Genomic DNA, 22,590 nt, shown 5'->3' on the forward strand with positions numbered 1-22,590 from the left:
TGTTGCAACGACCCCTGGAATTCGCCCACAACACCGGGGGACTTCTGATGGAGGCAGTGCTCGGGGGCACTGTCCCTTTCAACGACCCTCCCGGCGGGCGAGAGACGGTACGTACGGGTATCTCTTCCGTCGTTTCGGCCGCAGGAGTTCAGAGGACTTCGTCGACGCCCCAGGCGGCGCTGACGTCGTTGAGCCATCGGTCGGGCAGGCGCCCGTTCCACTGTTCCGCCTCCGCGTACCGGGATCGCACAGCCACCAGCTGCACCGAGGCGATCAGCGACACTGGGTCCGCTAACTCCCGGACCCGTCCACGTTCCATTCTCGCGGCAGGCCCTCGTCACTGAAGACGCAGACGAAGTCGTGCTCCCGAACGATGTTCAGCTGGCCGCAGGCGGGACAGCGCCGGAACACCACCTCGTGGGTGAAGCCGGAAGGGTGCTCGATCCCGGCTGCGTCCAGAGCCTTCGCGACGGCCGTCCACGAGCTGATGTCTGGGCAGAATCCGGTCGACTGGTTACTCACCTCAGCGACCACCCACTGACCGGACTCCTTGCGGAAGCTCATCTCCCCGGCGCGCAGAACAGGGCCACCGCCGGCACCCACCACGTGCTCGCTCCGGCGCGGCACGAGCCGCAGCACACCCGCCGAGTCGATGATGAACGTGGAAGGCTCGGCCAGCTCCACCGCTGCCAGAGCCGAAGCCCAGTCGTCGAAGTCCGCCGCCGAGTGGATGCTCCGGCCCTCAGCCTCCGGCCGGACGAGGCCAGGGCCTGGGGAATTACGTGAACTTACCCCTGGGGAATAACGCGAACGTTCACAGCCCGATGCGAACGGCCGGCGAATCCGCGGCGGAACGCGCCAGGGCCGTCGGATCCATGCTCCGACCACGGCTCGCGCGGCCACCGGTCAAGCCGGCCTCGGAGCGCGGTGGTGGCTTGGCGCCGGTTCTGGTAGGCCGCCTGGTTGTGGGAGCAGGTCAGTCCCGCGGCGGGTTGTCCGCGGGACTGACCTGTTGTGGCGGTGGCACCTTGCCGGGGTGTACCGCCGTCGCCGTTGGCCGTGCCGTGTCCGGCAGCAAGTCATTGACGTCACCCACACCCGCGCGGCCCTCGCCGCTCACGACCTCGCGCACGGCCGTGTCACCGTCCACCCCACCCCCGGCACCGGTTCCGCCCTCGCGCTCGCCTACGACATCCTCGCCGCCCTCGGCAAACCCATCCCCCTGACCGGCTACCGCACCCTCGACGCCCAGCCGGCCTGGACGCTGTGCGCCGCATGGATCCTCGCTCTGCCCGTCGTGGCCCTGCGGGCCGTCGTCTCGGATGAACTGCCCATACCCCTGGCGCGCCAGCATCTTGATCAGCAGCGGGGTACCAATCAGAGTCAGGAAGAGGCATAAGGCCCCCCGGCAAACAGAATCTGGCGCATTACCCCGGCTCGGACCCTATGCAGAAGCACCATCCTTGATGGCCGCGTCCCTGGCGTCGGTCTTTGTCCTGCCGGGGTGGAGGCCTGGCGACGCGGCGCATGGCCGGGCAGGTGGGCGACGCGGCAACTGGTCCCGCGGGAGATCGTCAGCGGCAGGTCGCCGATGGGGGCGGGCTGGTCCACGATGACCAGGACGGTGCCGAACTTCGAGGTCAGAGCTGTTCGTCGGCCTTCTGCTCGGCGTCCGCAGGATGCGGCTGGCCCGCGAGTGCGAGTTGTGCAGTTCGGCACGCTCGACTCCTTGACGGCCTCGGCGGGCCTGGGAACCGGCTGGGGTCAGGTGTTGAGCAGGCGCATCGCGGGTGCCGCGTAGCGGGCTCCGGAGACCGTGTGCCGGGAGATCGCTTCTGCCAGTTCGCGGAGGTGCGCCGCGGACAGTGACACCTCGGCCGCCTGCGCGTTCTCCGCCAAGTAGGCAATGCGCTTGGTGCCGGGGATGGGCACGATGTCCTTGCCGCGGGACAGCAGCCAGGCGAGTGCCAGTTGGACCGGCGTGCAGCCGATCCGGGTGGCCAGCGTGCGGACCTGCTCGACCAGTGCAAGGTTGCGGGCGAGGTGATCGCCCTGGAAGCGCGGGTCGCTGCGGCGGTAGTCGTCGTCCGCCAGTTGATCGAGGGTGGTGAGCGCACCCGTGAGGAAGCCGCGCCCGACTGGCGCGTACGGGACGATTCCGATGCCGAGCTCCCGGGCCACGGGCAGGATCTCGTCCTCCAACTCGCGCTCCCACACGGAGTATTCGCTCTGGAGGGCGGCGACGGGGTGCACGGCGTGGGCCCGGCGCAGGGTGTCCGGGCCCACCTCGGAGAGCCCGATGTGGCGGACCTTGCCGGCCTGCACCAGCTCTGCCATGGCTCCCACGGTGTCCTCGATGGGAGTGGCGGGGTCACGCCGGTGCAGGTAGTACAGGTCGATGTGGTCCACGCCCAGCCGGGCCAGTGAGGCGTCGCACGCCTGGCGGGCGTACTCCGGGCTGGAGTCGATCACGGCGCCGCCGGCCGTCCCGGCGGGCCCCACGGAGCGGATGCCGAACTTGGTGGCGAGGGTGGCCTCGTGCCGGCGGCCCTTCAGCGCCCGGCCGAGGAGCTCCTCGTTGTGTCCGTTGCCGTAGGCGTCCGCGGTGTCGAGGAAGGTCACACCGGTGTCGAGTGCGTGCCGGACCGTCTCGATGGCGGTGGTTTCGTCGCGCGGTCCGTAGAACGCGGACATGCCCATGCAACCCAGGCCGATCGCAGAGACGGTGAGGCCGGACGAGCCGAGAGTGCGTTGCTGCACGGAGTTCTCCTTGGGGGAAGGCCCCGCTCGGGGCGCGGGACGGTGGGGTACGGAGCCGGGACGGGGTGCGGGGGTTGTCCCGGTCCCGGCTCCGCGTTCAGGGGGCGTGGCTCAGACGGTGTGCTGCTGGGCGCGAGTGGCGCGGCCGGCGAACAGCAGGACGACGAAGGCGCAGCCGATCAGAAGGGCGGCGATGCCGGTGACCGCACGGGGACCGGCATCGGAGTCCACGACCAGTCCGCCGATGAGTGAGCCAATTGCGATGGCGCCGTTGAACGCCGCCACGTACAGCGAGGATGCCGCGTCGCCCTCTTCCTTGGCGAGCTGGAGCACCCAGGTCTGGAGGCCGACAGGCACGGCGGCGTAGGCCAGGCCCCACACCACCAGCAGGGGGATCGCCGCACCCGGGGTGGTGCCCAGCGCCCACAGCAGCGCCAGCACCGCGGCCATCAGGGCGACGGCACCGAGCAGTGCGCCGCGCACGGATCGGCCGACGACCGCACCGCCGATGAAGTTGCCGATGAAGCCGGCCGCGCCGAAGACCAGGAGCAGCAGGCTGATCAGTCCCTCGCTGATGCCGGTGACCTGTTCCAGGTACGGGGCTACGTAGGTGAACGCGAGGAAGTGCCCGATCATGACCAGCGCGGTGACCGCCATCGCACTGCGCAGCGGGCCATTCTTCAGGACCTTGGGCAGCGCCGCCAGACTTACGCTGCCCTGGGCGGGCAGGGCAGGCATGGTCAGCAGGACGACGACCAGGACGACGAATCCGATGGTGGCGACGCCGACAAACGCAGCGTGCCAGCCGGCGTGGTTGCCGAGCATCGTGCCCAGGGGCACCCCGAGCACCGTGGCCAGCGAGATGCCGCCGAGCACGATGGAGGTGGCCCGGACGCCGTACTGCTCGGGCACCAGGCGCACCGCGATGGCCGCCGCGATGGACCAGAACACGCCATGGGCGAGCGCCACGAGGATGCGGGCGCAGAGCAGCAGCGCGTAGGAGGAGGCGACGGCCGCCAGGAGGTTGCCCACCACATAGAGCACCAGCAGCCCGGTCATCAGCCACTTGCGGTCGATGCGGCCGCACAGGACGGTCAGGGGTGCGGAGGTCAGGGCGGCGACGAGGCCGAATCCGGTGACCAGGAATCCGGCCGTGCCCACGGACACGTCCACTCCGGAGCTGATGGACGGCAGCAGACCGACGGGAAGCAGTTCGGTGGTGACGAAGGAGAACGTGCCCAGTGCCAGGGCCACCACGGCCAGCCAGGCGCGCAGCGGCGAGGTCTGACCGCGCGCGTCGGGCGCGGTGCCCCGGTCGCTCGGGCGAAGGTCCGCGGACGCCGGGGCGTCGGGGGTCAGTGTGGTGGTCATCGCTCTTGGTTCTCCCTGTAGTGGGCGCTGAGGTGGGCGGTGTGGTGCAAAGTGGTGCGGCGGGGGACCAGGCCGCAGTCACCCGGGCAGGGCAGTCCGTCCTCGTCGTCCAGTCCCATGGACCAGCAGGCGACCGCGCAGCCGGGCTCCGGGGCGGGAATGCGGGCGGTCAGCAAGGGGCACCGCTGCCGACGAGTGCGGACACCGGCAGGACGGGGCGTGGTTCGGTCACCGGGGCCGCGTCCCAGCGGATCAGTGCCGCGCCGATCGTCATGCCCCCGCCGAAGCCGGCAAGCAGCAGCAGGTCGCCGTGGCGCAGGGCACCGGAGCGGTGCGCATGGTCGAGTGCCAGGGGAATGGAGCCCGCGCCGGTGTTGGCGTGGGTTTCCACCGGGAGGTAGGTGTGGGCGTTGGGCAGTCCGAGGCGGGGGACGACGCTGCCGACCATCACCCCGTTCGCCTGGTGGGGGATGAAGTGCCGTACTTCGCCCCCGTCGATGCTGTGTGCGTCGAGGACGCCCTGGACGGCCAGGGGGAGGCGCTCGTTGACGAAGTCGCGGACCTCGCGGCCCTGCATGCGGAAGAAGTGGTCGCCGGCGGCGAGAGACCGGGCGGAGGCCGGCTGCCGGCTGCCGCCCGCCGCTACCCCGATCAGGGCGTGCAGGCTGCTGTCGGTGTGGGTGCCCGTGCCGACGATGCCGTATCCGCTGCGGGCCGGCCCGAGCACCACGGCCCCGGCGCCGACGTGTCGCCGCGGGTACAGGGGCATGACTCACTCCGATACCCGCAAAAGAGGCGGAAGGGCGACGGTGACGGGCACGGTCGCCTTGTCATCGTTGAACAGCTTGTACTCGACGTCGGCCGACAGCATCCCCTGCGGCTGGGCGGCGACGTGGGGCCACAGGGTGAACTTGATCGTGCAGAGGCCGGAGATCTCCGTGGTCAGCATCTGTCGCCGGTACTTCAGCGAGTAGGCCTGGCAGAACGCGGCCACCGGTGTGGTGCCTGCGGGGAGATGATTGTGGAGAAGTCTGAACTCGGGCTGGTCCATGATCCACAGCTGGTCGCCGGCCGATGCCCCTCCGAAGATGATCGAGTGGTGGTCGTTGCCGGCGAAGGTGCAGTTCTGGCCGCTGTCACCGGCGTTGATGGTCCAGTCCTTGATCGCGGTCATCGCGCCGCTGCGGTTGACGATCTCGATGTACTCGCCGTCCTGAGGACGGCCCTTGACGCCCTTGTGGTGCACGGGGCGGATGGCGATGTCGGGGCCGGTCCGTGCGCACGAGCATGCCGACCACCTCCACCGTGGTGGTCGCCGCCTCGGGGCGCCCACGGTGGACAGGGGCGGGCCGTCGTTGCCGCGGGCGAAGCCGCAGATGACCACGGTGTAGGGGACACCGTCGTTAGTACTGGACGTCCGGCCGTTCGCCCTGAGAAGTGGCGGCCGGGCGCTCCGCGATTACAATCTGCGGTTGCGACTACAGGTTGCTTTGTCGTCCACACGGTAACGCTGTAGCGCACTTCGCAGTTCGTTCTGGTCTTCCAGCTTCGTGCACTGGCCGACGTGTTGGACAAGCCCCTGTTCGTAGAGCTGGGCGATGGGCACGGCCCGCAACCTCTTGCCGACCTTCGCGGTGACCTCCAAGACCATCGGCATCAGCAGACCTCGGGCTTCGCCGCTGCGCTGGAGCTGCTCCCATGCCTGGCGGACGATCTGCCGGGACACGTCGCCCCCGTCACAGACGTCGAGATCCTAAAGCTGGGTACACAACGCCCCCTGCGCGTCAAAGTCCGCTTCGCCGCAGAGGAGGCGGAAGGACGGCAGGAATGGGTGCCGTCAGTTCGGCTGAGAGCTCCCTGGGAAGACAACCCTCGGTCTCACCCCTGACCTGCGGCTTTTCTGTGAAATGCCGTGGCGGGAAGCGTACGTGAGGCGGACCTGCGGGGCGCGAGGCACCGCCGCGCGGCGCCGTGCGGTCGGCCGCGTCGGACGGGTTCGGGGTGGGGAAGGAAGACCGGCCTGGTGAAGAAGGCTGAGGAAGGGGACTGGCGATGACCGCCGAGCCCGACCGCACACCTCGCTCCCGCCCACGGGACTACCGGCTCCAGTCGTGGCGCGAGCTGGACGCCCCCAAGGGCTGGCGGGCCGAGATCGACGAAGAGCGGATCGTCCTGCTGCCCCCGCCGCACGAAGAAGCTCCGGGCCTACGCCCACGCGCCCGTACCCGAGCACGTCCTGATCGACCGCTTCCACGAGCACGGCCCCACCACCACCGTGTTCACCGAACCCCACTGCGGCCTGTCGGTGCGGGATGACTTGTTCGGGGTGTCGGCATGGCTGCACCGGCTCTCGGAAGCCATTGACGTTACCGCAACACCCTGAAGTCGTATCGGTGGGTGGCCAGCCGGTGGCCTGAGCAGCACCGATGCTCTAGAACGGCGTCCAGCACCCACCAGACCCTGGCCGCGGTCTCTGACGACGAGGAACGCCGGGCGGTGATCAGGAATCCGAGGGTCTGGCTCGTAGGACCCGGTCCGCAGGCGTTCGAGCGCTGGGCCGGGGTAGACGACTGACCGGTCCGCCCATCGGCGCGGCCGAAACCCGGGAGAGGACACGATCAGCGTGAGCGACGCCGAGCACCGGAAGCAGACCCCCGACGGAGCAGCCGAACTCCTGGTGCGCTGCCTGGAGAACGAGGGCGTCGAGGTGGTGTTCGGCGTGCCCGGCGAGGAGAACATCCGCTTCACCAACGCCCTCGCCCGTTCGGAGAAGATCCGCTACGTCCTCACCCGGCACGAGCAGGCCGCGTCCTTCATGGCAGAGATGCACGGCCGGCTCACCGGCTCGGCGGGAGTGATGTCCGCGACGCTGGGGCCCGGCGCGATCAACCTGATGCTGGGCGTCGCCGACGCCATGACGAACAGCACGCCCGTCGTCGCGATCACCGCGCAGGTCGGCAAGGAGCGTAACTACAAGGAGTCCCACCAGTTCGTGGACCTGGTGAGCATGTTCGCGCCGGTCACGAAGTGGTCGGCGGGCGTCCCGGCCACACAGGCCATCCCAGAGATGGTCCGGCGCGCGTTCAAGACCGCGGAGACCGAGCGTCCCGGCGCCGTCTACCTCGCCGTGCCCGAGGATGTCGACGCGGCGACGGACGGCTCGGACCTGCGCCCGCTGCGCAGGAACGTCGTGCAGCCCGAGGCGCCGTCCCCGGAGCAGATCAAGCGGGCGGTGGAGCTGCTGCGGGAGGCCCGCCGGCCGGTGATCCTCGCCGGACACGGCGCGGCGCGCGGCGGCGCCGAGGAGTCGCTGGCGGCGTTCGCCACCGCACTCGACGTGTCGACGGCGACCACCTTCCACGGCAAGGGCGTCCTGCCCGACGACCACCCGTGCGCGACCGGCACGTTCGGGTTCATGCGGCGCGACTACACCAACTTCGGGTTCGAGGAGGCCGACGTCGTCATCGCCGTCGGCTACGAGCTGCAGGAGTTCGACCCGTCCCGGATAAACCCGGATGGTGACAAGAAGATCGTCCACATCCACCGCTTCCCGGCGGAGGTTGACGACAGCTACTCGGTCGATGTCGGCATCATCGGCGACATCTCTGCCTCCCTCGACGCCCTCGCCACCGAACTCGACGGCCTGCGCTGGACCGTCGACGACAAGGACACCACGGCCACCCGCGCCCTGCTGGCCAAGGAACTCGAAAAGGGCGCCGCGGACGAGCGCTACCCGCTCGCCCCGCAGCGCGTCATCGCCGACACCCGCGCCGCGCTCGGCCGCGACGACATCGTGCTGGTCGACACCGGCGCGCTGAAGATGTGGATGGCTCGGCTCTACCCGACGTACGCGCCGAACACCTGCCTCATCTCCAACGGCTTGTCCACCATGGGCTTCTCGCTGCCCGGCGCGCTCGCGGTCCAGCTCGCCAGGCCGCGGACGAAGGTGTTGGCGGCGGTCGGCGACGGCTCGTTCCTCATGCACTCCCAGGAGATCGAGACGGCTGTCCGCGAGAACATCCCGCTGACCGTGCTGATCTGGGAGGACAACGGCTACGGGCTCATCAGGTGGAAGATGGACCTGGAGGTCGGGGAGAACTCCAACACCGACTTCGGCAACCCGGACATCGTCCAGTACGCCCGCAGCTTCGGCGCGAAGGGCTACCACATCGAGTCCGCCGGGGATTTGCTGCCGACGCTCCGTGAGGCACTGGCGGACCCGGGCGTGTCGATCATCAACTGCCCGGTGGATTACGCCGAGAACATGAACCTCATCGAGCACCTCGGGCACCTCGACGCGGCACTCTGACCCGCCCGCGCGGCGCGGCCCGAACTCCCGTACGGGCCGCGCTGCCCGGGGTCTCTGTCACACCTCGCGCGGAGCGGGCCGCCCCGAGGGCCACCCCGGGCAGGACTGCGCAAAATGGTGACGTCGTGTGCTGTTCAGGCCTCGGTCGTATCTCCGCATACCCGACGAGGGGCAAGGACGTGCTCAGGCAGTGAGCAGCCCGGTGATCTCATCGGCGAGCTCGGGGCCGAGCGAGCCCCAGCCGTCCTTGTAGCCGTAGACGCTCGCCAGGGTGCGGGCGTCGTAGTCGCCGTTGAGGATGTCGATGTCGGTGGGGGTGATGAGCGAGGGGTGGGCGACGCCGACGGCGCCCGAGACCCTCAACAACTCCCTGCGCAGGGTGCGCAGGTAGCCCGCGGCCCGGATGGCCTTCGAGGGTGCGTCGATGCCGCGCGTCAGCCACGGGTTCTGGGTGGTGATGCCGGTGGGGCATGCGTCGGTGTGGCACTTCTGCGCCTGGATGCAGCCGATGGACAGCATCGCCTCACGGCCGACGTTGACCATGTCGACGCCGAGGGCGAACGCGACGACGGCGTTCTCGGGCAGGCCGAGCTTGCCCGAGCCGATGAAGGTGATGTCGTCGGTCAGCCCGCGCTCGGCGAACACGCTGTAGACGCGGGAGAAGCCCATGCGGAACGGCAGGGACACCGAGTCGGCGAAGATCAGGGGAGCAGCCCCGGTGCCGCCCTCGCCTCCGTCGACGGTCACGAAATCGACCCCTCGACCACCTCGCTCCATCAGGGTGGCGAGTTCCTCCCAGAAGCCCATTTCCCCGATGGCGCTCTTGATCCCGACGGGCAATCCGGTCTCCGTGGCGAGCAGTTCCACGAAGTCGAGCATCGAGTCCACGTCGTGGAACGCGGTGTGCCGCGACGGCGACGCGCAGTCCTTGCCCGCGGGGATGCCGCGGATCCCGGCGATCTCGTCGGTCACCTTCGCACCCGGCAACATGCCGCCGAGCCCCGGCTTCGCACCCTGCGACAGCTTGATCTCGATCGCCTTGACGGGCCCGCTCGCGACCACGGACTTGAGGTTGTCGAGGTTGAACGTCCCGTCCTCGTTGCGGCAGCCGAAGTACGACGTACCGAGCTGGAAGACGAGTTCCCCACCGTTGAGGTGGTAAGGCGACAGGCCGCCCTCGCCGGTGTTGTGCATCGTCCCGGCCAGCGCCGCGCCCTTGTTGAGTGCCGTGACGGCCGCGCCGGACAGCGAGCCGAAGCTCATCGCCGAGATGTTGACGACACTCGCCGGACGGAACGCCTTCGCGCGCCCTCGTGGTCCGCCGAGCACCTTTGCCGAGGGCAACGGCGCCTGCGCGTCGCGTAGATCGGGCAGCCGGCCGGCGAACGTGCGCTGCTTCACGTACGCGTGACCCTGCACATGCTCGACGTCGTTGTCGGTGCCGAACCCGAAGTAGTTGTTCTCCTCCTTCGCCGACGCGTAGATCCAGCTGCGCTGGTCACGGCTGAAGGGCCGTTCCTCGTCGTTGGACGTCACGACGTACTGCCGCAGCTCGGGGCCGATCTTCTCCAACAAGTACCTGGCGTGCCCCAGCACGGGAAAGTTCCTCAGCAGTGCGTGCTTCTTCTGCACGAGGTCGCGGGCGGCCACCAGCGCCAACGCTGTGGCGGCTGACGCGCCTATGTTCCGAGCACGCATGAAAGACGTTCCTCTCCCTGACCGGCCGAACCTCACCACGACCGGCTACCCCACGCCACCGAAATGTCACGGGAGCGCGGCGAAGGTTCTCCTCGCGCGGGTGGGGCCTACTGCGTGGCGCTGGCGAGTTTCGGCACCGCACGGGCCGCCGGCCTGCTCGCTGATTACCTGGATCGTTACCTGTGTCGGCCCGACCTGGCCTACGACCAGCCGACGGTCATGGGTGCCCTGGCGTACACCGACTTCGTCCTGCACGACGACCGGGCCAGCTTCCTCCTCCAGGAGGGCGGCCTGTGGCGGCAGTGGTTTCGGGACGCGCCCCACATGCACGGCGATGACGGCATCTCCACCTACTTAGGCGGCATCCGCCTTGCTTGCGCTGTCACCGACGAATGCGCCGACACCTGACGTCTGGCGTCGGGGCCGTGCTGAAGGGCGATGCTCCGGGGCAAGGGGTGCGGAGGGTGTGGCCGGTACCGGGGTGCGTCCGCCGGGGTGAAGAGGAAGGGGGACGGGATGAAGGGAGCGCTGTTTCTGTTGTTCGCGCCCGTGCTGATGCTTGCGCTGCGGGCGGTCTGCGCGGTGGCTGTCGTACGGCGGCAGAAACTGGTGGCCCCGTTCTCCAGGTACCGCTCCTTTCATGCCTTCGCTGTGGAGGTGACGCTGATCGTCGGGGTGCTGATGGCGAGGGCGTTCCCCAGTAGCCATTGCTGGGCCGCCTGCAAGCTGTCCCATCCGTACCGGCAACCCTGCACCCACCGCCCGAGGTCCTCGCCCTGGACCCGCAGCACCCCGGGCTCGGTGGGCAGGGTGCCACCGTGCTCCAAGTGGTGCTGCGCCAGCCTGAGGCAGCGTTGCCACCCCGCGTCCCAGGCCGGGCACCACCCAGGGTCGACCTCGTCCAGGGCCTCCCGCCGCTTCGAGGACAGCCCACTCGCCACCACTTCGTCATCGTCGGAGACCTCGATGCCCTGCTCTTCGAGCTCCTGGGGGCGGGCGTTGGTGAGCCGGGCGGCCGTCCGCAAATTCTTCGCCCAGGTCCCGGTGACGTACGCACGGGACCACCGCGGTCTCCTGCGGTGAACTGTGGGCCGGGACGGTCACCAGGTGTTCCTCGATCGCCTTGCCCGCCCCACATCGCCGCCAGGGAGGTGCACCCGGCGTCCAGCGCCCCCGCCAGGTGCACGGAACGTTCCTGCCCGGCTCATTGAGAGCCGCCCCCGACGGCGAGCCGTTGCGCGATCAGACGGCAGATCTGGGCGAGCGGTTCGGGCTCTGTCATGGAGCCGTGCGGGACCGCCACAGTGTGTGAGTCCACGGTGCCAGTGACCCACGGGTGCCATTGACTGCTGGCCGGCGACACACGGCCCGGCGCCGGAGCTGCGTCGAAGAACAGCAGGTCGCCCTCGAAGACGGACGGGGTGAACGTGTCCCTCACCTCGGCATAGTTGGCCAGTACCGACCTCAGCGCGGCGACGTTCCGCTCTGTCACGAAGGCCTCCGCGCAGGGCTCGTCCGGCATCCCCGCCATGACGCGCACGCCGTGGCCTGGCTCCTCGGGTGCGCCCGGCCCGCCTGGCCGACCGGCAGCTTCGAGCAGCAGGCTGTGGGCGTCGAGTACGACGTCGGAAGGGATCGGTGCGGACAGGGGCGTGGAGTCGAGCATGGCCAGCAGGCCTACGCGCGCGCCCTGTTCCTGGAGTCGCACCGCGACCGCGTGGGCCAGCGCACCGCCCAGGGACCACCCCATCAGGTGGTACGGGCCGTCCGGCTGGACAGAGCGGAGCTGCCCGACATATCCGTCGACCATCTCGATGAAGGTGGCGGGCAGCGAGTCGGACGGGGACAGACCGCGGGCCTGGAGGGCGTAGACAGGGCGGTCGGGGCCCAGTCGGCGGGGTACGCCTGCGTAGCACCAGCCCAGGCCGCCCCCCGGATGGAGGCAGAACAGCGGCGGCTTTCCGCCCTCGGTGCGCAGCGGCAACAGCGCGCCGAAGAGGTCGCGCTCGGGGGAGCTCCGCCTGGTCAGGTGCCGGGACAGTTCGGCCACCGTCGGCGCCGCGAAGATCGTACTGAGGGAGATGTCCCCGCCCAGTGCGGCGCGTGCGTGCCGGGCCAGCCTGGCCGCGGACAGGGAGTTGCCGCCGAGCGCGAAGAAGTCGTCGTCCGCCTTGACGCCGGGAAGGTCGAGGACCTCGGCGAAGAGAGCGGCGAGCTTGCTTTCGGTAACGCCTTCCACGGGGCGGCTGCTGCGCGGGGAGGGGACGTGGGCGTGCTGGGGCAGGGCAGACCGGTCGAGCTTTCCGTGCCGGGTGAGCGGGAGGGCGTCGAGCGCGACGAAGCGCGCGGGCCTCAGGTAGTCGGGCAGCCGCTGGGCCGCCCAGGCGCGCAGATCGTCGGGAAGCGGTGCCGTGTGCGGCACGAGAAAAGCAGTCAGGACCGGCTCACCGGCGTCGGGGCGGACCACCGTCACGGCGGCCTGCGCCACCGCCGGGTGGCGGGTGAGTTCGGCCTCGATTTCTTCGGGCTCGATCCGGCAGCCGCGCAACGTCATCTGGTGGTCGGTGCGGCCGAGGAACTTCAGCACGCCACCCTCTGTCCATCGCACCAGGTCACCGGTGCGGTACATGCGCTCCCCGGCCACGTCGAAGGGATCGGGCAGAAACCGCTCGGCGCTCAGGTCGGGCCGCCCCAGATAGCCCCGCGCGACCTGGGGGCCTGCCAGGTACAACTCACCCGGCGCACCGGGTGGCAGCAGGCGCTGCGCCTCGTCCAGGACGTAGGCCCGCACATGGTGTCCCGGCCGGCCGATCACCGGCTCCTCGCCCTGCTCGTCCAGGCGGCAGTAGACGGCGTCGACCGTGCACTCGGTGGGCCCGTAGTAGTTGTACGAGACAGTGCCGGGCTGTGCCCGCAGCGTCCGCCACAGCTTCGCGTCCAGTGGCTCGCCGCCCACCATCAGCAGGGCGGGCCGCCGACGCCCGTCGTCGAGGAGCCCGCAGGCGATGAGCTGGTGCAGAAAGGAGGGGGTGACATCGAGGAAATCGATGCCGTGCGCGTCCGCATAGGCGCACAGAGCGTCGGGGTCCTTGCGCACCTGGTCGTCGATGACATGCACCTCCTGGCCGGCGGCGAGGAACAGCGGGCCCTCCCAGGACGTGTCGAAGGTGAACGCGGCCGTCAGCGCGGCGCGCAGCCGACGTCCGGCCCGGCCGACCGCGGGCGCGATGAGTTCGCGTTCGTGGTCGAAAAACAGGTGGGTGAGGCTGCGATGTTCGACCACCACACCCTTGGGCATCCCGCTGGAGCCCGACGTGTAGCTCACATACGCCGGATGGTGAGGCAGCAGCGGTGCAACGCGCTCGTCGTCGCCGACATCGTTGGCGGCCAGTTCCTCCAGCGCGCCGACGGTGTCCGCCGCGTCGGTCCGCACCACCGGACAGCTGACGAGAGCTGCCCCCGTGGCGCCTGCCGTGAGCACACACACCGGACGGGTCTCCCGCAGGATGTGGTCGATGCGGTCGGCGGGATGGCCGGGATCAAGCGGCACACAACAGGCTCCCGCTTTCAGCACGGCGAGCACCGCGACGGGGTAGCCGCCGGTGCGCGGCAGCGCCAGTGCGACATGGCTTCCAGGCCCCGCACCGCGCGCGACGAGCAACCGTGCCAACCGGTTGGCACGTGCGTTCAGTTCGTCGTACGTCAGTGCTCCGGTGCTGTCGACCACGGCGAGAGAGCCGGGGATGCGCCGGGCCTGCCGCTCGATCAGTTCCGGCAGCGGCGTCGCGGGAACGTCGGGGACGGCGCCCCGCGAGAGGGCCGCCAACCGGGTGTGCTCGTCCTGGGTCAGCAGGCCGAGCGAGGCGACCGACGTCTCGGGGTCGGCGGCCGCCAGGCTCTCCAGCAACGCCATGAACCGCCGGTGGTGGGCACGTACCTCAGCGGGGCGGTAGTCCTCCCGGTCGGCGTTGAAATCGACGCGCAGCGACTTGTCACCGGCCCGCTCGTAGACGTTGACGGCCATTCCCTCACAAGGGCCGTTGGACAGGTTGTGCAGCCGCGCGGAACACCGGCCGAAGGCCAGCACCGGCTCGTCGTACCCCATGATGTTGATACCCCAGTCGCTCAGGTAGCCCCCCGGTTTCCGGGCGCCGAGGTCCCGCACGAGGTGACCGGCAGGGAACCGCTGGTGCCGCAGCAGCCCGCGGGCCTGGCGCGCGGTCTCCCTGATCAGCTCACGCAGGTTGAGACCGGTCCCGCAGCGCACGGTCAGCGGCAGCACGTTGGCCAGCATGGCCGGCACCGCGCGGGCCACCGCGCCGGAGCGACCGGTGACGGTCAGATCGAGAGTGACCTGCTCACGGCCCGCCAACCGGTGCACGTACAGCACCAGTGCGGCCATGGCGACAGAGGGCAGACCGGTCCTGGCCTGGCGCGCCAGGAGCCGCAGGCCTTCGGCCGCCGCCGAGTCAAGGTGCCCCGTCTCACGCAGCGGCAAGTTGGTCAGGGGCTTGAGCCGGGCCGCCGGCCCCGGCGCGGGGCTCCGCTCACGCAGCTGCTCCGCCCAGTACGCGCGGTCCTCCTCCCAGCGGGGCGAGGCACGGTACTTCTCCTCGTCGGCGAGCAGATCCGCCAGGGCAGGCCAGGACGCGGGCGGCGCGGCGCGGCCTGCCTCCAGGCAGGTGTAGATCTCCGCGAGGCGCCGGACGAAGAGGGAGAACCCGTAGCCGTCCAGGGCGATGTGGTGGACGCTGATGTACAGCAGGTGGCACTCGTCGTCGGTGCGCAGCAGGGCACAGGAAATCGGCGCCTGCTGCGTCACGTCGAGCGGCCGAGTCAGTTCGGCGTTCATCCACGCGTGGGCCTCGGCCGGCGGGTCGGGCGCATCGCGGAGATCGATCGTGGTGAGTGGGCAGGTCAGGCCCTCGGTCAGCAACTGCCACGGCTGGCCCTGATCGTCCGCCTTGAAGCAGACCTGCAGCGCGTCGGTGTCGCGGACCGCACGGCTCAGCGCGTCCTTGAGCGCCCCTTCATCGAGCTGTCCATCGAGCACCACGCACTCCGCCGCCCACCCGCTGGGACTCGCCGCGTCCAGCTGCTGGTACAGCCACATCCCAACCTGGGACGCCGTGAGAGGCAGCCTGCGGTTCTCACTCCCACTACCGATCCTGCTGTTCATGGTCACTTACTCCTGCCGAAAGCACCTCGTGCATGGGACGTAAAGTCCAACGAGCGCTCCCTGAACGGCGTACCGGCTGTGAGCGGACCATTGAGTGGGCGTTCTGTGGCGATTCGTGTTGAGCAGGTATGGGACTGCGTCGGTGCTCAGCCCGCCCCGGTTCCGGGCGAGTACAGTGTCGGGCCGGATGGGGTGAACAGGCCGGGTTCGGGCTCGGTGAGGATGTCGCGGTCGACCAAGCGCTTCAGCGAGGCGCGGACGCTCTCGGTGTGCCGCGGCTCGGTGCCGGTGCCCAGGATTTCGCAGATTTCCTTGGCGCGGAGTCCGTGCCCGGCCTGTGCGAAGGCGGCAAGACCTCACGCTAGCCGGGCGGCAGTGGTTCGGGCGGCTCGATGCCGTCCTCGGCGGCCAGTTCCAGCATCGTGGTGCGGGTGATGTCCAGGCATTCCAGGGTGCGTTCGGCGGCGGCGAGTTGCTCGGGTGAGGAGCGTGATCTGCTCACGCAGCTGTTCAGCCGTTTCGCGCGCCTGGGTCGGTTCTCGTCCGGTGATTCGGGGGGCCTGTCAGACCAGAGAGGGCTGCCGGTCACAGCAGTTCGCTGATGCCCCAGGGGCCGCAGATGTCGTTGAGCCACCGGTCCGGCAACTCCCCGTCCCACCGCGTTGCCAGCGCATAGCGGGCCGCAGACAACCGCTCCAACGCGATCAGCGACACCGGGTGCGCGAGCAGTTCGTGCCACCCGTGCTGGCCGTGCCGCGCGATCGCCGACTGCGGCCCGTAGTCCGCATACAACCGCACCAGCCGATCCCGGTACCGGTGCACGAACTCCTCCAACTGGCCCGGGTACACCTCCCGCTGCCCTGGCGGGATCACCGACCACAGGACGGGCAGGACCTCCTCGCTCATGCCGTCGTCGAGGCGCGCGTGGACCGCGAACCGTGCGTACGACCGCACCGCGACCGCCAGCACCGCATCGGCATCGCCCTCCCGCACGTCCTCCGCCGCCCGATCCACCAGCCCGCTGCTGTACCCGTCCCTGCTCACTCCGCGCTCCTCCTGGCCGTGCCCGCCTTCCACCGCATCCCCAACGCGTCCAGTTCGGCCCGGCGTTCGCCGGTGAGTTTGTCGGCACGCTTCCGAAGGCTGTCCAAGACCATCCTCAACTTCACCTCCTCCACCTCAAGATCGTCAGTGCCTCGATGAGCGCACGTGGGACTGCCCCACGGAAGGGCTCTTCCGTGGGGCAGTCCCGTTGTGGCGGCGGCACATTGCCGAGGGGCGCCGCCGTTGCCGTTGGCCGTACCGTGTCCGGTTGCGTGGGCCTGCACTTGGACACGGTGTGGGGGTCAGCGGGCGACGGTGCCGGGTCCGTTGAACGTGGTCCAGGGGTACCAGGAGCCGTTGGGTGCGCTCTGCCTGCGTTCGCTGACGGTTCCGTCGGTCTGGGTGGCGAAGACGCTCAGGATGCCGTTGGTGTGTGCGGCCACCGACAGGTGCGCGGTGTCCTTGGTGGTGGAGAAGGACGCGGGCGTGTTCCAGGCGCCGTTGGCGGCGGTCTGCGTGCGCTGGGTGATGTTGCCGTCGGTGCCCAGGAGGAAGACGTCCAGGCGGCCGTTGGCCTGCCGGGCCAGGGCGAGGGAGTCGGTGGTCCCGGCTTCGGCGGTGCGGGTCCAGCCGGCCCAGGCCGAGTTGGTCTTCTGCTCACTGCGCTGCATGACACCGCCGTTGGACTGACGCATCATCACCACCAGGCGGCCGTCCTGCTCGTTGGCCGTGGCAAGCCCGCTCGTGTGGCGCTTCGGCGTGCCGGTGGACATGGACTTGGCATCGGCGAAACTCACCCAGTCCTTCCACGCCGACCCCGGGGCGCTCTCGGTCTTCTCCATGACGCCGCCGTTGGTCTGCTGCATGAAGACGCTCAGACGGCCATCGGCGTGCGCGCCGATCTGGATGTCGTTGGCCCAGCCCGGCTCGGCGAAGCGTTCCCACTTGCTCCATGCGCCGGCGGGCTTGGTCTCGTAGCGGCGCATGATGCCGCCGTTGGTCTGCAGCATGAACACGTTCAGGCGGCCGAGCTGGTCACGGGCGACCTTTGCACTGCGGGTGAGCCCGCGTCGGCGAAGCGCTCCCAGTCGCTCCAGGTGCCGCCGGTGTAGCGGCGCATGACCCCGTCGTTGGTCTGCACCATGAAGATGTTCGGGCGGCCGGTGCCGTCGACGGTGGCGATGACCTCGTTCGCGGAGTTCGGGCCCAGGACGTTCTTCACCCCGCTCCACGGCCCGTTGGTGCCTTCCTCGTAGCGGGCGCGGTGACCGAGCCGTCCGGGCCGACGGTGTAGGTCTCCATGGTGCCGTTGGCGTGCAGCACCGAGGCCGGGTTGCCGATACCGCCGCGGAAGGTGGTGGCCTTGCCGGTGGCCGGGCCCGGGTTCACCGCCAGGTAGCGGTCACGGTCCCGCACTACCTCGATCCACTGGACGATGTCATCCGTCCGGCTCTGCAGGGCGTTGTTGCGGGTCTCCGCAGCGTCCACGCCCAGGCAACCACTCTGCTAGGAACGGCTGTTGACGGCGAGCAGCTCGTGCCCGGCCCCCTTCGGCCGCAGCAGCGGACCACCGGTGTCACCCTTGCAGACCGCATCAGAGGCGGTCTTCCCGGTGGAGTTCAGCGAGGCACCCTCGACCGAGTTCACGGTGAACGCGGAGGTGTGCAGCTTGTTGGGCACCCACTCCGTCTTGGTACGCCCGTACCCGGCGACCGTGACCGACTCACCCGATACGGGGGCAGCCGTTGCGAGAGCGACGGGCGTGATCCCGGTGACGGGCTTGGCCAGCCGCGCCATGACGACGTCGCGGCCCTTGTACGGGACCAGCTCGACGACTTCCTGGACCTGCCCACCGGTGGTGCTGAAGTCGGCCCGGCCGATGGTGGTCATCGTTTTCAGTTTGGGCTTGCCCGCCGTGACTGTAGCGGGCTGGTCGGGATTATCGGCGAAGCAGCTGGCGGCGGTGGTCACCCACTGGTCGCCCACCAAGGCGCCAGTGCCGCTGCGGCTAGTGTCGCCGATGACGAGCTTCGCCGCGAAGGCGAAACCGGCGCCGACTTCATCGCCGGTGGTGGCGCCCGCAGGGCCAGCCGTGATCAGGCCCGCAGCGAGCGCGGTGGTGCAAAGTCCTGTGGTCCACGCGGTACGCGAACTCTTTCCAGACATGAGGTGACGACCCTTCAGGGGTGGGCCGAAGTGCGGATGGAGGCCAGAGGGCTCGATCGTGAAGTGCAGTAGCACAGGAGAATGCCCGTGATCGGCTGTGATTCGACCGGACAGGGCTATCTGGCAGTCATACGGCCGAGGCGCAAGAGCTGCTTGCGCTCTATCGGATTTGCTGTGTTGCCCGCAGTGGTGGCAGGAGGATCCCGAGTCATTCGAACCCCGTGCCAATTCCGGCGGCGCAGCCGCCGCATGACGGCGGAACTTCAACGGATTGCATGCGGATTCCTGCTCCTCGGAAGCGCCGGAATCCGACCGGAAGCCCTACTTGCCAGCGATGATCTCTACCAGAGTGTGATCGCGCCCGGCCGGATCGGTGGTTTCACCCACCCCCTGCCACTTGTTCTTGGCGATCTCGTACGACTTCGTTTCGTCGCCGGCGGTCATCTCCAGATGCGCGGTGTGATCCTTCGTCCGCACACCGGCCACACCAGTGACTTCCAAGCTCAAATAGCCCTTGGTGCCGGTGACGCGGAAACAGAAGTCGTCGCGGTCACGGCCGAGGAAGGTCAACAGGTCCGGCGAACTGCCGCATTCGGCGAGGGTGATGTGGCCGTCACCGCGCTTCAGTATCAGTCCCTCCTCCTTCAGGATCTTTTCAGCGTCAGGTAGGAGAAGTCCTCGACCGCGTACGGCATTTGCCCGGTGGCCTTTGCCGCGGGGGCGGCTGACGGGGTGCTCGAACCGGCTGCGTGGGCGACCCCCGCGAGCAGCAGTGTGCCCCCGGCCAAGGTGCGGGCCAGAGGCGCGAGCTCGGGGAAGCGCACGGTCACATCGACGGGGCGAGGCGGAGTAGTACGGACCATGCTCGCGAGGCTATATCCCGGCGACCTTGGTCACTGTGGGAGCGAGCGAGACCGCACACCCCGTCGAGGTCAAAACCCAAGCTGAGATTACGGGCTCTTGGTGGGCGATCGCCCTATGCCCTTGTGCGGGCCGTCCTGGCCCCCGGGCGCCAGAGGCTCACGGGGACGGTTCGGGGGCGCCGGTGTCGGGTGAAGTCGTTGTCTCGTGTCGGTCGATCAGGGCGGCGAAGGCGTCGAGGACGCGTTGCAGGCCGAAGGAGTAGGCGTGGGCGGGGTCGTAGGCGCTGTTGTGCGCGGCGCCGGCGGCTGCTCCGACGCGGACGGCGGTGGGGTAGGCGTTCTCGTCGAGGACCCGGGTGAGGAGGGGGGCGTTCAGCTCCCACCACTGCTGGTCGTTCAGGGCGCTGTCGTGCTGTGCGGCGCGGGCGTCGGCGTCGGCGCGGGCGCATGCCTGCACGAAGGTGAGCAGGTAGGTCAGGCAGTTGTCCATCTCGACGTCGCTGAGACCGAGGCCGTCGAGTCCGGACAGTTCGTGCTCGTACTTCGACATCTGTCCCGGCCCCAGCGGAGGCCTGACGGTGGAGACGGCTGCGGCCCATGGGTGGCGGTCGAAGAGGGCCTTGTTCTCCTCGGCGATGGCGGTGACGCGTTGGCGCCAGGGCTGTCCGGTGGTGTCGGTGCGGGGCATGCGGGCGTAGGCGGCGTCGAGCATGAGGTCGAGGAGCTCGGCTTTGCCGGGGACGTAGGTGTACAGGGTCATCGGTACGACGCCGAGTTCCTTGGCCATCCGGCGCATGGTCAGCGCTTCCAGGCCTTCGGCGTCTGCGACGGCGGTGGCGGTCTCGACCACCGCGTCGATGCTCAGCCCCCGTCGCGGCCCTCGGCGGCGGTCGGAGGAGGAGTCACGCCACAGCAGTTGCAGGGTGTGGGCCGGGTCGCCCGAGCTGGTTCGTTCCGTTGGCACGGGTTGTCCTCTCGCATTCTTACTCTGTACGGTGTACATTGTACTGCGTACAGAGAACTTGCTCGCTGCGGTCTCCCGGAGGATTCTTCATGAAGGTCACCTCTAGTGCTGTGTCGCTCAACGTCAACGATGTCCGTGCATCCAGCACCTTCCTTATTGACCACTTCGGGTTCAGCGAGGAGATGGCGGCCGACGGCTTCGCGTCCCTGACACGCGACGACATCGGCATGAACGTCATCTTTCTGCGACGGGGGCTGGGCAGCCTCCCGGCCGATCAGCGTGACGAGCACGCCACAGGCCTCATCCTCGCCTTCGTTGTCGAGGACCTCGAAGGCGAGCTGGCCCGCCTTCGCTCCGAAGGCGTCGCGATCACCATGCCGTTGACCGACGAGGAGTGGGGCGAGCGCGCCTTCCAGGTCCGGGACCCCAACGGCGTCATCGTCCAACTGGTTGACTGGAACGCACCCACCAGTCACTGAGACAAACCGCCGGCGCCGTCCGGGCCGGCGGTGCGGTCGCCTCGTACGCGCGAAGCGACCGCACCGTCGCCGGCCCCAGGCGGCCCTGGGCACACAGTGAGAGGGCCGGTGCGGACGGAGTTCGTGAACGACCGGGCTCCGTCCGCGCGACCCGCTGCCTGCCGAGCCGGTGACGCAAGGCCGTCCCTGGTTCCGGCTGGGGCCCCCGCGTGCGGCGAGCCGGCCCGCTGGGCGTCACCGGGCTGCCCTTCCGCTGGGACTTTCGCTTCACCGCCGGGGAACTGCCCGACCCAGCCTGGCAACAAGCCTGGCCGTCCTGCCCGGACAGGACGCCCGCACAGTTCGTAATCGCCCCCGCCTACCTGGTCGACAACCGCGTCTACGCCCATCAGTACCTGTACACGGGGAGGTTCTCGACCACACCCTGACCGCAGTACGGCAGGGCGCAGGCTCTCACGCAGGCGACGGCGTGTCCGATGCCGTGCGCGGGGCCGGCACTGCGGCAGCCGGCCCCGCGGCCGTGAGCGCTTGGTCGACGAACTCCCGCACCAGCACCGCAGCTTCCCTCACGGTGACGGTGGTTGACCACTGTTCCTGGTGCCAGGAGCAGGACAGGGCGAACCGGTACGCGCCGTGGCTGAGCTCGACATCCTCGACCCACGGTTCACGCCTGCATCGGCGAGAACCGATGACGTGGCGCTCAGATGCTTCCAGATGCATCCGGGCGAGTCCGGCGTGGTACCGGGCGGGCAGGGTGCGCCGCTCCCGGCAGCCGCGGCACTCCAGCAGGTGCAGCCCGGCTCCCTCCTTGTTCCGCAGGAAGGAGTGGGCGGTGCTCTTGTCTTCGTAGGTGTTGCAGCTGGTGCACAGCGGGCCTTCTCCGAACTACCGGGGCGTCCCGTGATCTGGCGACGGGACGATCAGGCCCGAGAGGAAGGGCCGGAGAACGGCTGTGAACGGCGCGGGTGTTAGTTTCCTGCCTGTGTTAAAACACCAGGATGAGACCAGGGCGGCCTACGACGGGGTCGTCGAGCTCTATGCGTCGATGTTCACTAGTCGGTTGGAGACGCAGCCGTTCGCGCGGAACATGATCGGCACCTTCGCCGAACTGGTGCGCGCTTCGGGGAACCTGCGGGTAGCCGACGTCGGGTGCGGACCCGGTCATCTGACAGCCATGCTGCACGACTTGGGGCTGGACGCCTTCGGGCTCGATCTCTCCCCGGCCATGGTCGACCACGCTCGGCGGGCCGAGCCGGCGCTGCGGTTCGACGAAGCGCGCATGGAGGCCTTGCCGGTCGAGGACGGCGCGCTCGGCGGGGTGCTGGCCCACTACTCGATGATCCATACCCCACCTGGAGAATTGCCCGCACTGCTCGCTGAGCAGGTGCGTGTCCTGGCACCAGGGGGTCTGCTCCTGGTGTCCTTCTTCGGGACGGAGGGGCCGGAACCGGTCCGCTTCGACCACAAGGTGGCGCCCGCTTATAGCTGGCCGGCGGAGCAGTTTGCCGAGTTGCTGGCCGGTGCCGGCCTTGTCACGGTGGCTCGGTTGCTCCACGACCCAGCGTCCGAGCGTGGCTTCCTCGACATCCACTTTCTGGCCCGCCGCCCGTAGAGCGTGCCCGTGGCCTGGGTCGGGGTGGTGTAGATCATCCGGGTGGAAGAAGCTCGTCCGCGCCGCCGCGTTCTGTGCCGACGTCCGGGTGATGGCCTGCTGGGCCCGCCCGTTCAGGGCGTGCGCCTGCTCGGTCAGTTCCCCT

Annotated in this window: 23 protein-coding genes and 2 pseudogenes; 5 read left to right on the forward strand and 20 right to left on the reverse strand. The window is 69.3% G+C overall.

Translation table 11 applies throughout. The annotated features are described in order from the left end of the window. Positions 1-291: 291 nt before the first annotated feature. The 8 genes and pseudogenes from ACZ5PB_RS40430 to ACZ5PB_RS40465 form a co-directional block, all read right to left on the reverse strand. Complete coding sequence (locus ACZ5PB_RS40430) at positions 292-684, reverse strand: hypothetical protein (RefSeq protein WP_468698425.1); 393 nt, start codon at positions 682-684, stop codon at positions 292-294. 592 nt (positions 685-1,276) lie between these two features. After that, positions 1,277-1,428 (reverse strand): annotated as a pseudogene (locus tag ACZ5PB_RS40435) (phospho-N-acetylmuramoyl-pentapeptide-transferase); the annotation flags it as partial. 37 nt (positions 1,429-1,465) lie between these two features. Next, positions 1,466-1,644, reverse strand: a pseudogene (locus tag ACZ5PB_RS40440) (IS110 family transposase); the annotation flags it as partial. 120 nt (positions 1,645-1,764) lie between these two features. After that, entirely contained in the window at positions 1,765-2,760 is a 996-nt protein-coding gene (locus ACZ5PB_RS40445) for an aldo/keto reductase (protein ID WP_468698427.1), read from the reverse strand. A 111-nt stretch (positions 2,761-2,871) separates the two neighbouring features. Next, positions 2,872-4,131 (reverse strand): MFS transporter, encoded by a 1,260-nt coding sequence (locus ACZ5PB_RS40450; RefSeq protein ID WP_468698430.1) that lies wholly within the window; start codon positions 4,129-4,131, stop codon positions 2,872-2,874. A gap of 169 nt (positions 4,132-4,300) precedes the next feature. Continuing rightward, positions 4,301-4,900 carry a 3-oxoacyl-ACP synthase III family protein gene (locus ACZ5PB_RS40455; RefSeq protein ID WP_468698432.1) on the reverse strand — a complete coding sequence of 200 codons (600 nt, stop codon included), beginning with the start codon at positions 4,898-4,900 and terminating at the stop codon, positions 4,301-4,303. A gap of 3 nt (positions 4,901-4,903) precedes the next feature. Beyond that, entirely contained in the window at positions 4,904-5,377 is a 474-nt protein-coding gene (locus ACZ5PB_RS40460) for a hypothetical protein (protein ID WP_468698437.1), read from the reverse strand. A gap of 213 nt (positions 5,378-5,590) precedes the next feature. Continuing rightward, the gene (locus ACZ5PB_RS40465; RefSeq protein ID WP_468698438.1) at positions 5,591-5,857 is read right to left on the reverse strand and encodes a hypothetical protein; all 267 of its coding nucleotides are present in this window, start codon (positions 5,855-5,857) and stop codon (positions 5,591-5,593) included. A gap of 897 nt (positions 5,858-6,754) precedes the next feature. Between ACZ5PB_RS40465 and ACZ5PB_RS40470 the strand changes: the two genes are divergently transcribed. After that, positions 6,755-8,440 carry an acetolactate synthase large subunit gene (locus ACZ5PB_RS40470; RefSeq protein WP_468698440.1) on the forward strand — a complete coding sequence of 562 codons (1,686 nt, stop codon included), beginning with the start codon at positions 6,755-6,757 and terminating at the stop codon, positions 8,438-8,440. A gap of 183 nt (positions 8,441-8,623) precedes the next feature. Here ACZ5PB_RS40470 and ACZ5PB_RS40475 read toward each other — a convergent pair whose 3' ends face one another. Further along, complete coding sequence (locus tag ACZ5PB_RS40475; RefSeq protein ID WP_468698441.1) at positions 8,624-10,138, reverse strand: glutamate synthase-related protein; 1,515 nt, start codon at positions 10,136-10,138, stop codon at positions 8,624-8,626. 63 nt (positions 10,139-10,201) lie between these two features. Here ACZ5PB_RS40475 and ACZ5PB_RS40480 point away from each other — a divergent pair, with 63 nt between their 5' ends. Next, positions 10,202-10,546 (forward strand): DUF6000 family protein, encoded by a 345-nt coding sequence (locus ACZ5PB_RS40480; protein WP_468698444.1) that lies wholly within the window; start codon positions 10,202-10,204, stop codon positions 10,544-10,546. Between the two features lie 230 nt (positions 10,547-10,776). Here ACZ5PB_RS40480 and ACZ5PB_RS40485 read toward each other — a convergent pair whose 3' ends face one another. The 11 genes from ACZ5PB_RS40485 to ACZ5PB_RS40535 all read right to left on the reverse strand — a co-directional run bounded on the left by ACZ5PB_RS40485 (position 10,777) and on the right by ACZ5PB_RS40535 (position 20,393). After that, positions 10,777-11,163 (reverse strand): hypothetical protein, encoded by a 387-nt coding sequence (locus tag ACZ5PB_RS40485; RefSeq protein ID WP_468698446.1) that lies wholly within the window; start codon positions 11,161-11,163, stop codon positions 10,777-10,779. Between the two features lie 179 nt (positions 11,164-11,342). Continuing rightward, entirely contained in the window at positions 11,343-15,317 is a 3,975-nt protein-coding gene (locus ACZ5PB_RS40490; protein ID WP_468698448.1) for an amino acid adenylation domain-containing protein, read from the reverse strand. 361 nt (positions 15,318-15,678) lie between these two features. Continuing rightward, positions 15,679-15,819: a hypothetical protein gene (locus ACZ5PB_RS40495; protein ID WP_468698450.1), complete on the reverse strand. Its 141-nt coding sequence runs from the start codon at positions 15,817-15,819 to the stop codon at positions 15,679-15,681. An 83-nt stretch (positions 15,820-15,902) separates the two neighbouring features. Beyond that, positions 15,903-16,361: a hypothetical protein gene (locus ACZ5PB_RS40500; protein ID WP_468698451.1), complete on the reverse strand. Its 459-nt coding sequence runs from the start codon at positions 16,359-16,361 to the stop codon at positions 15,903-15,905. 302 nt (positions 16,362-16,663) lie between these two features. Further along, a complete protein-coding gene (locus ACZ5PB_RS40505) occupies positions 16,664-17,371 on the reverse strand; it encodes a DUF8189 domain-containing protein (RefSeq protein ID WP_468698452.1) in 708 nt (235 codons plus the stop codon). Between the two features lie 8 nt (positions 17,372-17,379). After that, a complete protein-coding gene (locus tag ACZ5PB_RS40510) occupies positions 17,380-17,583 on the reverse strand; it encodes a hypothetical protein (RefSeq protein ID WP_468698453.1) in 204 nt (67 codons plus the stop codon). Further along, positions 17,580-17,849 carry a hypothetical protein gene (locus tag ACZ5PB_RS40515; RefSeq protein ID WP_468698454.1) on the reverse strand — a complete coding sequence of 90 codons (270 nt, stop codon included), beginning with the start codon at positions 17,847-17,849 and terminating at the stop codon, positions 17,580-17,582. Before ACZ5PB_RS40515 ends, ACZ5PB_RS40510 begins: the two co-directional genes overlap by 4 nt. Before the next feature lie 18 nt (positions 17,850-17,867). Continuing rightward, positions 17,868-18,527: a trypsin-like serine protease gene (locus tag ACZ5PB_RS40520; RefSeq protein WP_468698456.1), complete on the reverse strand. Its 660-nt coding sequence runs from the start codon at positions 18,525-18,527 to the stop codon at positions 17,868-17,870. Positions 18,528-18,848: 321 nt separating this feature from the next. Continuing rightward, a complete protein-coding gene (locus ACZ5PB_RS40525) occupies positions 18,849-19,097 on the reverse strand; it encodes a hypothetical protein (RefSeq protein WP_468698458.1) in 249 nt (82 codons plus the stop codon). 74 nt (positions 19,098-19,171) lie between these two features. Beyond that, positions 19,172-19,390 carry a hypothetical protein gene (locus ACZ5PB_RS40530; protein WP_468698460.1) on the reverse strand — a complete coding sequence of 73 codons (219 nt, stop codon included), beginning with the start codon at positions 19,388-19,390 and terminating at the stop codon, positions 19,172-19,174. A 157-nt stretch (positions 19,391-19,547) separates the two neighbouring features. After that, positions 19,548-20,393 carry a TetR/AcrR family transcriptional regulator gene (locus ACZ5PB_RS40535; protein WP_468698461.1) on the reverse strand — a complete coding sequence of 282 codons (846 nt, stop codon included), beginning with the start codon at positions 20,391-20,393 and terminating at the stop codon, positions 19,548-19,550. A 50-nt stretch (positions 20,394-20,443) separates the two neighbouring features. Between ACZ5PB_RS40535 and ACZ5PB_RS40540 the strand changes: the two genes are divergently transcribed. The 3 genes from ACZ5PB_RS40540 (at position 20,444) to ACZ5PB_RS40550 (ending at position 22,445) form a co-directional block, all read left to right on the forward strand. Next, entirely contained in the window at positions 20,444-20,833 is a 390-nt protein-coding gene (locus ACZ5PB_RS40540; RefSeq protein ID WP_468698462.1) for a VOC family protein, read from the forward strand. 209 nt (positions 20,834-21,042) lie between these two features. Then, complete coding sequence (locus ACZ5PB_RS40545; RefSeq protein WP_468698464.1) at positions 21,043-21,261, forward strand: hypothetical protein; 219 nt, start codon at positions 21,043-21,045, stop codon at positions 21,259-21,261. Between the two features lie 554 nt (positions 21,262-21,815). Then, on the forward strand, positions 21,816-22,445 hold the full coding sequence (locus tag ACZ5PB_RS40550) for a class I SAM-dependent methyltransferase (RefSeq protein WP_468698466.1): 630 nt from the start codon (positions 21,816-21,818) through the stop codon (positions 22,443-22,445). The last annotated feature ends 145 nt before the right edge of the window (positions 22,446-22,590 follow it).

This window comes from Streptomyces sp. NPDC032721, assembly GCF_055579625.1.

Excerpts from the sequence above, each read along its gene's own strand:
- ACZ5PB_RS40450 (WP_468698430.1), bottom strand. The coding sequence starts at position 4,131 with ATGACCACCACACTGACCCCCGACGCCCCGGCGTCCGCGGACCTTCGC.
- ACZ5PB_RS40455 (WP_468698432.1), bottom strand. The coding sequence starts at position 4,900 with ATGCCCCTGTACCCGCGGCGACACGTCGGCGCCGGGGCCGTGGTGCTC.
- ACZ5PB_RS40475 (WP_468698441.1), bottom strand. The coding sequence starts at position 10,138 with ATGCGTGCTCGGAACATAGGCGCGTCAGCCGCCACAGCGTTGGCGCTG.
- ACZ5PB_RS40480 (WP_468698444.1), top strand. The coding sequence starts at position 10,202 with ATGTCACGGGAGCGCGGCGAAGGTTCTCCTCGCGCGGGTGGGGCCTAC.
- ACZ5PB_RS40490 (WP_468698448.1), bottom strand. The coding sequence starts at position 15,317 with ATGAACAGCAGGATCGGTAGTGGGAGTGAGAACCGCAGGCTGCCTCTC.
- ACZ5PB_RS40505 (WP_468698452.1), bottom strand. The coding sequence starts at position 17,371 with ATGCTGCAGACCAACGGCGGCATCATGCGCCGCTACGAGACCAAGCCC.
- ACZ5PB_RS40520 (WP_468698456.1), bottom strand. The coding sequence starts at position 18,527 with ATGTCTGGAAAGAGTTCGCGTACCGCGTGGACCACAGGACTTTGCACC.
- ACZ5PB_RS40530 (WP_468698460.1), bottom strand. The coding sequence starts at position 19,390 with ATGGTCCGTACTACTCCGCCTCGCCCCGTCGATGTGACCGTGCGCTTC.
- ACZ5PB_RS40535 (WP_468698461.1), bottom strand. The coding sequence starts at position 20,393 with ATGTACACCGTACAGAGTAAGAATGCGAGAGGACAACCCGTGCCAACG.
- ACZ5PB_RS40540 (WP_468698462.1), top strand. The coding sequence starts at position 20,444 with ATGAAGGTCACCTCTAGTGCTGTGTCGCTCAACGTCAACGATGTCCGT.